13 protein-coding genes and 1 pseudogene are annotated in these 11517 nt (G+C 62.5%); 8 read left to right on the plus strand and 6 right to left on the minus strand.

The window, feature by feature from the left end:
- Positions 1–64 precede the first annotated feature (64 nt).
- The gene (locus tag GGR44_RS07255; protein ID WP_183954925.1) at positions 65–1282 is read left to right on the plus strand and encodes an MBL fold metallo-hydrolase; all 1218 of its coding nucleotides are present in this window, start codon (positions 65–67) and stop codon (positions 1280–1282) included.
- On the opposite strand, the gene GGR44_RS07260 is transcribed toward GGR44_RS07255, so the two are convergent.
- Positions 1283–3055, minus strand: a complete 1773-nt coding sequence (locus GGR44_RS07260) for a sensor domain-containing diguanylate cyclase (protein ID WP_343052307.1) — start codon at positions 3053–3055, stop codon at positions 1283–1285. It lies immediately after the preceding gene.
- A gap of 167 nt (positions 3056–3222) precedes the next feature.
- Positions 3223–3789 (minus strand): DUF3617 domain-containing protein, encoded by a 567-nt coding sequence (locus GGR44_RS07265; RefSeq protein WP_246344368.1) that lies wholly within the window; start codon positions 3787–3789, stop codon positions 3223–3225.
- Between the two features lie 141 nt (positions 3790–3930).
- Here GGR44_RS07265 and GGR44_RS07270 point away from each other — a divergent pair, with 141 nt between their 5' ends.
- The 5 genes from GGR44_RS07270 to GGR44_RS07290 all read left to right on the plus strand — a co-directional run bounded on the left by GGR44_RS07270 (position 3931) and on the right by GGR44_RS07290 (position 8259).
- The gene (locus GGR44_RS07270; protein WP_183954927.1) at positions 3931–4917 is read left to right on the plus strand and encodes a DNA/RNA non-specific endonuclease; all 987 of its coding nucleotides are present in this window, start codon (positions 3931–3933) and stop codon (positions 4915–4917) included.
- Complete coding sequence (locus GGR44_RS07275; protein WP_183954928.1) at positions 4904–5332, plus strand: hypothetical protein; 429 nt, start codon at positions 4904–4906, stop codon at positions 5330–5332. Before GGR44_RS07270 ends, GGR44_RS07275 begins: the two co-directional genes overlap by 14 nt.
- Positions 5333–5382: 50 nt before the next feature.
- Positions 5383–7566, plus strand: coding sequence for an excinuclease ABC subunit UvrB (gene uvrB, locus GGR44_RS07280; RefSeq protein ID WP_183954929.1), 2184 nt, complete (start codon positions 5383–5385; stop codon positions 7564–7566).
- Between the two features lie 116 nt (positions 7567–7682).
- On the plus strand, positions 7683–7967 hold the full coding sequence (locus GGR44_RS07285; protein WP_183954930.1) for a type II toxin-antitoxin system RelE/ParE family toxin: 285 nt from the start codon (positions 7683–7685) through the stop codon (positions 7965–7967).
- Entirely contained in the window at positions 7939–8259 is a 321-nt protein-coding gene (locus tag GGR44_RS07290; protein WP_183954931.1) for a HigA family addiction module antitoxin, read from the plus strand. Before GGR44_RS07285 ends, GGR44_RS07290 begins: the two co-directional genes overlap by 29 nt.
- Before the next feature lie 7 nt (positions 8260–8266).
- Here GGR44_RS07290 and GGR44_RS07295 read toward each other — a convergent pair whose 3' ends face one another.
- Together GGR44_RS07295 and GGR44_RS07300 are read right to left on the minus strand one after the other, a co-directional pair.
- On the minus strand, positions 8267–8590 hold the full coding sequence (locus GGR44_RS07295) for a hypothetical protein (protein ID WP_183954932.1): 324 nt from the start codon (positions 8588–8590) through the stop codon (positions 8267–8269).
- 13 nt (positions 8591–8603) lie between these two features.
- On the minus strand, positions 8604–8744 hold the full coding sequence (locus GGR44_RS07300) for a hypothetical protein (protein WP_183954933.1): 141 nt from the start codon (positions 8742–8744) through the stop codon (positions 8604–8606).
- Positions 8745–8776: 32 nt separating this feature from the next.
- Here GGR44_RS07300 and GGR44_RS07305 point away from each other — a divergent pair, with 32 nt between their 5' ends.
- Positions 8777–9541: a class I SAM-dependent methyltransferase gene (locus tag GGR44_RS07305; protein ID WP_183954934.1), complete on the plus strand. Its 765-nt coding sequence runs from the start codon at positions 8777–8779 to the stop codon at positions 9539–9541.
- A 3-nt stretch (positions 9542–9544) separates the two neighbouring features.
- Here the strand turns inward: GGR44_RS07305 and GGR44_RS07310 are convergent, their stop codons facing one another.
- Together GGR44_RS07310 and pip are read right to left on the minus strand one after the other, a co-directional pair.
- On the minus strand, positions 9545–9955 hold the full coding sequence (locus GGR44_RS07310; RefSeq protein ID WP_183954935.1) for an SPFH domain-containing protein: 411 nt from the start codon (positions 9953–9955) through the stop codon (positions 9545–9547).
- Positions 9956–9969: 14 nt separating this feature from the next.
- A pseudogene (gene pip, locus GGR44_RS07315) lies at positions 9970–10929 on the minus strand (prolyl aminopeptidase).
- 137 nt (positions 10930–11066) lie between these two features.
- Here pip and GGR44_RS07320 point away from each other — a divergent pair.
- On the plus strand, positions 11067–11483 hold the full coding sequence (locus GGR44_RS07320; RefSeq protein WP_183954936.1) for a response regulator: 417 nt from the start codon (positions 11067–11069) through the stop codon (positions 11481–11483).
- Positions 11484–11517: the final 34 nt, after the last annotated feature.

Genomic DNA, 11517 nt, shown 5'->3' on the forward strand with positions numbered 1-11517 from the left:
CCCCGGCCTCTTGCAGCCCCCTCTATAAACGCTATCTCCTGCGCATCGCCCTGCGGGAGACGTCATGTCCTTTCTTGTTTCCGCCGCCCGCTGGCTGGGCGCGACTGTCCTGTTCCTGATCGTCGCCTTGTGCCTCGCGATCACTATTATCCCGCCTTTCCTTGATCGCATCTATTATCAGGGGCCGGAAAGCCGCCATTTTGACGGCGCCCATTTCTTCAATCCCGATGGCGAAATCACCTTTTCGGCGCCGCCCGGCAGCAACCGGCGCGGCTTCATCGCCCGCTGGATATTGGGGCAGGACGACCGGCCCGAATGGCCCGACGCTGTCGCAGTTCACCCCAGCCGCCCCGATCCCTTCGCCGCGCCGCGGGGGATGCGCGCGACCTGGGTGGGCCACGCCACCGTGCTGGTGCAAGCGGCGGGCATCAACATCCTGACCGATCCCATCTGGTCCGACTATGCCAGTCCGCTGCCGCCCATCGGCCCAAAGAGAGTTGCGCAGCCCGGCATCAAATTCGAGGATCTGCCCAAGATCGACCTGATCGTCGTCAGCCATAATCATTATGACCATATGGACATTCCCACGCTCAGGAAATTATGGGCGCGCGACCGGCCGAAAATCGTCACCAGCCTGGGCAATGACAGCATATTGAAGGCCAACGGCATCCCGGCGACCGCGCTCGACTGGGGCCAGTCGGTCAGCGGCGCGGAACTGGCCGGGCTGGGCCGCGAGCCGGTGATTGAGTGCGAGGATTATCGCCATTGCCCGGACTATCGCGTCCACGTGACCCGCAACCATCATTGGGGCAGCCGCTGGGGCACGGACCGCAACCGGGCGCTGTGGTCCAGCTTCGTCATCGAAACCCGTGCGGGCGCCATCTTCTTCGCGGGCGACACCGGCGCGGGCGACCTGCAATGGGCCAATGACGCCGCGCGGATCGGCCCCATCAGGCTGGCGATCATTCCCATCGGCGCCTTCCGCTTCTGGCCGGGGCAGATGCAATCGGATTCGCATATCGGTCCGCATCAGGCGGTGGAGGTGTTTCGTCGCCTTCGCGCATCGACCGCCATCCCCATCCATTGGGGCACGTTCCGCCTGTCCTACGAGAAATGGGACACGCCGCCCCGGATGCTCGACCTGATCCTGCAATGCCAGGGCATAGCCCGCACGCATTTCGCACCGTTGCGCTTTGGCCAGCAGATCATGGTGCCTGCCTATGCGCCCGTTATTGCCGGCGCGAAGCGATGCGACGAAAAGGCGATCGCGGCGCTGGAATGATCAGGCGGCGGTCTGAACGCCGTTGCGCCCGGCGCGTTTGACTTCGTAAAGGGCCATGTCGGCGGTGTCGAAAAACTGGTCACGCGTCATGCCCGGATGGAACTCGGCCAAGCCGCAACTGATCGACGAAAACACCGACAATGATCCCTTCTGCCAGACGGCGTCGCGCGCGATAGACTGGGCGATGCGCTCGCACGCCGCCCTGGCCGTGGCGATGTCGCACCGGAACAGGATCGCGAATTCGTCGCCGCCCAGTCGGCCGACCACATCCGCTTCGCGCGTACCCGCACGCAATCGGCGGGCAATTTCCGTCAACACGACGTCGCCGACCTGATGGCCATAGCTGTCGTTGACCGACTTGAAATGGTCGACATCGACCAGCGCTAGAGAGGTCGCACGATGCCGGTCGTCCAGCGCCAACTTCAGCAATCTGCGGAATCCCGCCCGGTTCAGCACGCCCGTCAGGTCGTCGGTTTCAGCCAGCTTCGACATGGCGATCTCATTGGCCTTGCGCGAAGAAACGTCGCGTATGGTCATTACCGTGCCCATCGGCAAACCATCCTGCTCCAGGATGCGGAGCGACGCCTCCAGCGTGATCGCTGGTTGCAGCAAAGGCGTGAACTCGGCCATGGGCTGCGCCGCCATATCGATTTTGGCCGCATCGTGCATGTCGACCAGCGCGTCATTGGTGCAGGCGGCGATGTCCGGCAGCGACCGACCGACAATATCGGCCGCGCCCACACCCAGACATTCGCGCAACGGACCATCGGCCCAGCGGCAAAAACCTTCGCTGTCAAAGCTCAGGATCACGTCGGGCGAATGCGCCATGATGATGCGCAGCGTTTCTTCGCGCTCCGCCAGGCTGGCGAGCGCGTCCGAACGCGACGAAACGATCGCCGCCACGGGCAAGGTCGTCGCCAGCATCACGGCCAGGTAGCCCTGAAAGAAGACGGCCTGAAAAACCACGTCCTCGTGGATGAGATTCATCGCTCCTGCATCGTGGAGCCCTGCAACCGCGCCAATGACCGCCACCAACATCACACCGATCTGTGTGCCCAGACGCCCCAGCCGGAAAGAGAGCAGCAGCAGGGAGGAGAAAGGCAGGAACAGGATCGGCAGACGGCTCTGCCAGAACACCAGCCCGGCCATTGCCGCATGGACCAGCAACAGCGCCGCCGCCTCAGCCCTCTGAGCCTTCGTCTTGCCCGCGAAACAGCGGCCATAGCTGCCGTCGAACAAAGCCTTCAGAAACGGCGTGAAGATCAGCAGGCCCAGCGCGTTGCTGGCGAACCAGCGCACGAAGGAGGGACCGAAAGGCTCGCCATAATTGAGGAGCGAGGCCAGCGAACCGACCGTTGCGCCAACCACCGGCGCAATCAATCCCGCCCACAATATGAACCGGCCAACCATGCGCATATCGGCCAGCAGATTGGCGACGCTGCCGCCGCGCCGGATGCAATGCGCCGCCAGCAGCACCTGCCCCATGTTGATCGCGCCATAAAGGACAAGGCCGATCATCCAGCCGCGCGTGACGCCATTGGCGACCAGATTGCCCAGCCACCCGGCCATCAATATGGCGGGCCAGTGTCGGCGCGGCGCATTGAGCAGCAGCGCCAGAACCACCGCGTCGGCCGGCCAGACAGTGGCGTGATTGCGGCCGTCGCTGGTCAGGCTGATGGTCGTGGCGGCAAGGACGAAATAGCCGACTGCGGCCGCCACAACAGCAGCGATCAGTCGACAGTTCCTCTCGATATAGTCAAACGCTGCATCCACGACCATGCCGTCGACATGCGACACAAATGCTTAACATTTCTTATCCTTATGCCCGGAACCGGGGCGAACGGCGCGAAAAAACGGGACTGGATCAGGGTTGTGTGCGCCCCAATGTCGGAACCCGCACCGCGCAATTTCCATTCCGTCCGCGCGGGTCCGCGCTCAGGTCAGCCAGCGTCCTTGGCGCACTGCCCGCCGATCCATTTGCCCTCGGTCCGCGCCTTCATCGCCATGGTCATGCCGTCAGGGCCGCCGGCCATTTTCATGTCCATGGTCATGTCATAACTGTCGGCCGTGTGCGTGCCCGACATGATGGCGTTCATCACGCCTTCTTCCGACTTGCATTCGACCTGGCCCGCGATGCGGCCGCCGCTCATGTCGAAACCCTTGTAAGTGCAATCCTTGTTCTCCTGGCCGGAAAACATGTCGCCGCCCGGATTTTCCGCCTCCTCGGGCGTCACGCAATGTTTGATGTCGGTGCGGCTCATCATCCGCTTCATCTGGTCTTCCATCTGCGCCGACGCGCCCGGCATGCCGGAAAGGTCGATCTTTTCCAGCGTGAAGCTCGACTGCCATTCGCCCGGCTTGATCGAAGCCTTGCCGACCGCCTGCTTCACGTCCTCCTGGCTCATGGAATCGGTGGGTGCGATCGTCGCCGTTTCATTGGCGGGCTTTTCGCCACAGGCGGCCAGTCCAGCGGCCGCCGCCGCAAGCATCAGGATAGTCCGGCGCAAGATATTCCTCCCGTTGTTTGTCGTCCGCAACATTAGCGCGTGCGAACGCAGGTTCAACGACAACATCCAAAATGGATGCATGTTCTTGTTTTGTTCTATTTGATCTGGTAGCGGTGCGCCGAAACTTTGGGGGGAGTTTTGATGCAACGGACGATGTCGGGCGAACGGGCGGCGTTCAACCATTATCTGCGCACGGGGCGCAGGGTTGCTCCTGTCGCTATCGAGGTAAAGTTCAACCCCTGGCATGACGAGGAAAATGGACGCTTCACCTTTGCTGGACAGGGGCGGTATTTCCCGGCGGGCGGGGAGGGAAAGACGGGCAGCGCCGGAATGGCGCGACCCTCCCGGGCCGCCACTGTGCCCGGAGGCAGCGGCCGCAACCGCAATAGCGCGGACCATCCCGAAAATCATTCGCTTCATGTCGTGCAACCGGGGGATTCGCTCTCGCGGATCGCGGCGCGGCGAAAGGGGCTCACGGCCCGCGACCTGGCGTGGCTTAACGGGCAGTCGGTGGACCAGCCTCTTGCGGTCGGCCAGCGCATCAAGCTGCCGCATCAGGCCTATCTGGATGCGGGCCGGGCGGCTCGGAACAGGTTTCTAGCGCTCGCCCATTATATGGACACGCATGGCGGAAAATTTCCGCCAAACGTGGCTCATCCACCATCGCTGGGAAGCCAGATTCTGGATTCCAACTGGAAAAGGAAGGTGAAGAATGGCTATGCGTTCGACATCGACGTCATTGCGCGCAATCGGCGGACATTTGGCCACTTGTCTTTGGCGGTGTCACCGTCACGATCACGCCGCAATCAGGCGCAAGCAGGCAAGCCTGACCGGCTTGGCGACGATGATGGCGGTCATTTTATCGCTGCTCGCTTCAACGGTCCCCGCGACAGCTTCAACCATTTCGCCCAGAACGCGAACTTCAATCGAGGCAGCTATCGCACCATGGAAGATTCGTGGGCCGCGGAACTGCGAGCGGGACATAATGTGTTCGTCGATATCAAACCGCTATACCACGGAGCGTCGAAACGACCCTACCACCTCACAGTTACCTGGTATGTCGACGGCAGAAGATCCATCAAAGAGTTCCCGAACGAAGCGAAAGGCGCCAAAAATGGCAAAAGATAAGCTTGATATTCTTGGGCGGCTCTTCAACGAAATCGGCGTGGAACTGGTCCATATCGCCGGCGGCAATCCCGATCGCATTTTTCTCTATGTAGAAATCGGTGACAGATGGATCAGCCCCAATGTCTTCAGGGACGAAGGGCATCAGATCCGAAATCTCGACGGCAGCGAAGCCCTTTCCGATCTTCTTTGGGAGGCTTGGTATGCCGAGTCGGACGAGGGCGGGATCAAACGCTGGTCGATCATGGAATATGAGATCAAGGATGGAAAGCTCGATATCACCTTCCACTATCCCGAAGAGGTCGATGTCGAAATCATTGATGACGAACGCCGTCAAACCGCCCTGCGCGCCCGGTTCGGCGACAAGCCGGTCGTCTATCCGCCCATACCGGAAGGGGCGTTCGAACTGAAACCCTGACGGCAGGCGACATGGATTGCGCTGCGGTTCACAACCCCCATATTGCGCCCATGTCCATCCAGATTCGCACCACGCTCGACGAACCGGAAACCGGCGAAGGCTTCGTGCCGCATCGCCCGGCGCGGCCGGAAAAGACGGAAGGGGGACGACCCTTCACGCTGGTCAGCGAATATGAACCCTCAGGCGACCAGCCGACCGCAATCGCCGAACTGGTGGCTGCCGCGAACGAGGGCGAGAAGGATCAGGTGCTGCTCGGCGTCACCGGCTCGGGCAAGACCTTCACCATGGCCAAGGTGATCGAGGCGTTGCAGCGCCCCGCGTTGATCCTCGCCCCCAACAAGATTCTCGCGGCCCAGCTTTACGGGGAGTTCAAGAGCTTCTTCCCCGAAAACGCAGTCGAATATTTCGTCAGCTATTATGACTATTACCAGCCCGAGGCCTATGTGCCGCGGTCCGACACCTATATCGAAAAGGAAAGCTCGGTAAACGAGAGCATCGACCGGATGCGCCATTCGGCGACCCGCGCGCTGCTGGAGCGGGACGACGTCATCATCGTAGCGTCCGTCTCCTGCCTCTATGGCATCGGCTCGGTCGAGACCTATTCGGCCATGACCTTTTCCATGAAAAAAGGCGGGATCGAGGACCAGCGGGAGATCATCCGCAAGCTGGTGGCGCTCCAGTACAAGCGCAACGACGCAGGCTTCGCGCGCGGCAATTTCCGGGTGAAGGGCGACAATCTGGAAATCTTCCCGTCGCACTATGAAGACACGGCCTGGCGCGTCAGCTTTTTCGGCGACGAGATCGAGGATATTGTTGAATTCGATCCGCTGTCGGGCAGGAAGGTCGCTTCGCTCGATTATGTGAAGGTCTTTCCCAACAGCCACCATGTCACCCCCGGCCCGACGCTGAAACAGGCGATGGAGGCGATCCGCTTCGAATTGGCCGAGCGATTGAAGGAACTGGTGGCGGAGGGCAAGCTGCTGGAGGCGCAGCGGCTGGAACAGCGCACCCATTTCGACCTGGAGATGATCGCGGCGACGGGCAGTTGCGCGGGGATCGAGAATTATTCCCGCTTCCTGACCGGCCGCCTGCCCGGCGAACCACCGCCAACGCTGTTCGAATATCTGCCCGAAAATGCTGTGCTCTTCGTCGACGAAAGCCACCAGACCGTGCCGCAGATCGGCGCGATGGCGCGCGGCGACCACCGGCGCAAGATCACGCTCGCCGAATATGGCTTCCGCCTGCCCAGCTGCATCGACAACCGCCCGCTGCGCTTCAACGAATGGGACGCGATGCGGCCGCAGACGGTCAGCGTGTCGGCCACGCCCGGCCCCTGGGAGATGGAGCAGACTGGCGGCGTGTTTTCCGAACAGGTGATCCGCCCCACCGGCCTCATCGACCCGCCGGTCGAGATCAAGCCGGTGGAGGATCAGGTCGACGACCTCATCAACGAATGCCGCAAGGTCGCGGCGCAGGGTTATCGCACGCTCGTCACCACGCTGACCAAGCGGATGGCAGAAGACCTCACCGAATTCATGCATGAGGCAGGCATCAAGGTCCGTTACATGCACAGCGACGTCGAGACGCTGGAGCGCATCGAGCTGATCCGCGACTTGCGGCTCGGCGTCTATGACGTGCTGATCGGCATCAATCTGCTGCGCGAGGGGCTGGACATTCCCGAATGCGGGCTGGTGGCGATCCTCGACGCGGACAAGGAGGGCTTTTTGCGCTCCGAAACCTCGCTGATCCAGACCATCGGCCGCGCCGCGCGCAATGTCGACGGGCGGGTGATCCTCTATGCCGATCGCATCACCGGCAGCATGGAGCGGGCGCTCAATGAAACATCGCGCCGCCGCGAAAAGCAGCAGGCCTATAATCTGGAACATGGCATCACGCCGACCACGATCAAGCGCAACATCGGCGACATCATCGCCCATGTGGCGAGCAAGGATCAGGTCACGGTGGAAACCGGGCTGGAGGACAGACCCCATTTGGTGGGCCACAATCTGCGCGCCTATATCGAGGATCTGGAAAAGAAAATGCGCGCCGCCGCCGCCGACCTGGAATTCGAGGAAGCAGGACGGATCAGGGACGAAATCCGGAAACTGGAGGCGGAAGAACTGGGGTTGCCGGTGGAGCAGCAGGTGGCGGCTCCGAGGGGGCGAGCGACCGAGGGCAAGCCGGGGACCCGGAAAGGGCGCTTTGGGAAGGTGACTCGGAAAATGCGCGGGTAAGGGCCGATGCTACCCGAACGCGACGTTGTGGTGTCCATCGACGGACGGCAATGAAGAATTTAAATCTGACGCATGTCGCGACAGGTTAAATCATCGCCTTTCAGGAACTATCCACCATGATCCGCTCCTTCGCCGATCCCGAAACCGAGAAAATCTGGCTGGGCCAGCGGAGTCGGAAATATGCGCAGGATATGCAGGATCGTGCCCTCAACCGGTTGAAGATGCTCCATCGCGCGCGGACGCTGGATGATCTTCGCAATCCGCCCGGTAACCGGCTCCATGCCTTGAAGGATGACCGGGCGGGGCAACATTCAATTTCCATCAACATGCAATGGCGTATATGCTTCGTCTGGAAAGATGGACACGCGCACAATGTCGAAATCACCAATCACTACGACTGACCCCGATTGGCTGCACAACGCCCATGCCGGTGAAATGCTGTGGCTGGAGTTCATGGAACCGCTGGGCATGACGGCGCAGGAACTGGCGACGGCCATTGGCCTGCCGGTGGAGCGCATTCAAGCTGTGATCGACGGCGAACTGGCGATGGACGGCGACATGGATTTGCGGCTGGCGCGCTATTTTCAGATGTCGGAGGGTTTTTTCCTCGGGCTTCAGATCGATTATGAACTGCTGGAAGCAAAGCGGGCCTTGAACGGCGAACTGGAGCGGATCGTCCCGCGCGCCGCCTGACCGCGCCTCAATAGCGCCGGCTCGTCACCTTCGCCGTGCCGTCGGGCAATATCTCGATCAGGTGGGCGGTGTCGTTGTTGCACTGGGCTTTCCAGCCCTTCACGCCGTGGCGCACTTCGGCGCGGGTGGAGGCGGTGACGGCGGGGCAGGCCATGCCGGACGCGCGGATCGCCTTTTCGAATACGCCATTGCGGGTCGCATCGTCCAGCTTCGCCACGGCCAGCGCAGCGCCGGCTTCGGGCGCCTGGCTGTCGACTGCGGTGACATCGCCATTCGTCTCGCCACAGGCGGCAAGGCCCAGCAACGCCACCAGCATCCATCTATTCCGCATGTCCACCCCGCACTCATTCCGACTTCGCACCGCATATAGGGGTTCGGATGGCCATAAGAAACAGCGCGCAGACCACGATGTTCGACAAAGGCGCCATGACGGTCGACCGACGACGGCTCGCGTCCTTGCCGTCGCCGCGCACCAGGCGCAGCATCGCGGCGTCTTTCCGACCCGGAGAAAACGCTCATGCGCCCCATGCTGACCGGCCTGTTCCCTGCCCTTGCCCTCGCGGCCGCACTGCCCCTGGCGGCGCAGGCGCAGACCCCCGCCGACTTCGCCGCCGCCGTGGCCAGTCCGTCGCGCCCGGCGGATGCGCGCGCGCTGGACGAGAGCCGCAAGCCCGCCGAAGTCCTCGCCTTCCTGGGATTGAAAGCGGGGGACAAGGCCGGCGACATCATGACCGGATCGGGCTATTGGGCGGAAATCATGGCCCCGATCGTCGGGCCGGCCGGCAAGGTCACCGGCTATGAACCGCAACAATTTTATGCGACGCCGGACGAGCTGAAAATATGGGACGCGCTGGTCGCGCGCGTGCCATCGGTCGAATGGAAACGCTACCCGTTCGAAGCCTTCGCCGCCACGCCCGACAGCCTGGATTTCGCCATCATCAACCTGTCCTATCACGACCTCTACTGGCAGTCGGAAAAATATAAAATTCCCCGCACAGATCCCGACGCCTTCCTTACCGCGCTTTACAAGGCAACGAAGAAGGGCGGCGTGGTCGGCATCATCGACCATGTCGGCCTGCCCGGCGACACCCGCGCCACGGTCGACAGCGTCCACCGCATCGACCCTAAGGTGGTGAAGGCCGATTTCGAGCGCGCGGGGTTCACTCTGGTCGCGACCAGCGACATGCTCGCCAATCCGGCCGACGATCATGCGAAACTGGTGTTCGATCCCGCCATTCGCGGCAAGACCGACCGTTTCGTCTATAAATTCGTGAAGGAATAGGGATCATTCCCCACCCGACGGCCGGGGCGCCAGCCGCGAACTTTCGAGCAGCGGCAGCCCGCCCTCGGTCGGCACATAGATCAGCGACGCCTCCTTCTGGTCGACCGCTTGTATCTGAAGATAGCGCAGATAGCCTTCCGGCCCGCCAAGGCTGTCCTGCAATATCCGGTTGGCGCGCGCCGCCCCTTCGGCACGAACCACTTCCGCGTCGGCCAGCATCTTGGCGCTCTCCAGCTTGGCCCGCGCCTCCAGCACAGCGATCTGGCGCGACGACTGCGCCTCGGCCAGCGCCGCGCGCCCGGCCTGTTCCTGGCTATAGACATGATAGGATGGACAACCGAACAACACGCCCGACACAGTGACGAGCATCAGCAGCCCCACGCCCATCACACCCGTTCCGCTCAAACGCACCATGGTCCCCCCTGCCTTCAATCCTGCGCCGCAAAGCCATCGGTCGCGCGGATCAGCGCGTCCAATATGCCCGGTTCATTATAGGCATGGCCAGCGCCCTCCACCATCTCGAACCGCGCCTCCGGCCAGGCCCGGTGCAAATCCCAGGCGGTTTCGGCCGGACAGGCCATGTCGTAACGACCCTGAACGATGACCCCGGGAATATCGCGCAGCAACCCCGCGTCACGGATGAGCTGGCCATCCTCCATCCAGCCGCCATGGACGAAATAATGATTTTCGATCCGGGCGAAGGCGAGCGCAAAATCATCCGCGTCATGGGCCGCCGACAGCGCCGGGTCGGGCAGCAGGCGGATCGTTTCCCCCTCCCACAGGCTCCATGCCCGCGCCGCCGCAATTTGTTGCGCGCGGTCGTCCCCGGTCAGGATGCGGCGATAGGCGGCGACCATGTCGCCGCGCTCGCCCTGGGGAATGGGCGCGACAAAATGCTCCCATTTGTCGGGATAGATGCGGCTCGCGCCATGCTGATAATACCAGTCGATTTCCTGTTTGCGGACGGTGAAAATGCCGCGCAGCACCAGCGCGCTGACGCGGTCGCGATGCGCCTGGGCATAGGCCAGCGCCAGCGTCGATCCCCAGCTGCCGCCAAGGACCAGCCACTGGTCGACGCCCATCATCGTCCGCAATCTCTCCATGTCCGCCACCAGATGCTAGGTGGTGTTGGCGTCGAGGCTGGCATGCGGGGTCGAGCGCCCGCAACCGCGCTGGTCGAACAGCAGCACGTCGTAACGCGCCGGATCGAACAGGCGACGATGATCGGGCGAACAGCCCCCGCCCGGCCCGCCATGCAGGAATATCGCCGGTTTCGCACCCCGCGCGCGCGCCCGTTCCCAATAGACATGGTGCCCGTCGCCCACGTCCAGATGGCCGTGGGCAAAAGGTTCGGTGGGCGGATAGAGGGTGCGGAGCGTGTCGGTCATGCCGCTGGTCTGGACCCGTGCGGCCGCCGTTTCAAGCCGCTCCGGCATGCGTGGTTAAATCGCTGTTAGCCACGCCTAAAGCTTATCGTTTCGCGGCCGTTATCCATCTCAGTTACCTGTCCAGAAGGAGGCACAAGATGAAGCCCATCAGGATCGTGGTGGTGGACGATTCGCTCACCATTCGCGCGATGATCGAAACATTGCTGGAGCGCGACCGGCGCGTGGAAGTGGTGGGCATCGCCCGCAATGGCGAAGAGGCCATCGACCTCGTCAAACTGCACAAGCCCGATGTGGTGACGCTGGACATCGCCATGCCCGGCAAGGACGGCATGGCCATATTGGACGACATCATGGCCATCGATCCCTGCCCGGTCATCATGCTGTCCAGCCTGATGCGCGACGGCGCGCCAATCGTCGCCGAAGCGATGGATCGCGGCGCGGCGGCTTGTTTCAACAAGGCGATGATCGCGCGGGAGGCCGGCCGCTTTATCGCGCTGGTGAAGGAAGTCGGTCGCCGCCTGACCGCGGTCGAACCGGTCGCCATCGCCGCCTGATCCCATCGCTCCCGCAAGGGCAGGGCAAAACCCG

It is taken from the genome of Sphingobium fontiphilum (genome assembly GCF_014196635.1).
In the GTDB taxonomy this organism is placed as follows: domain Bacteria; phylum Pseudomonadota; class Alphaproteobacteria; order Sphingomonadales; family Sphingomonadaceae; genus Sphingobium; species Sphingobium fontiphilum.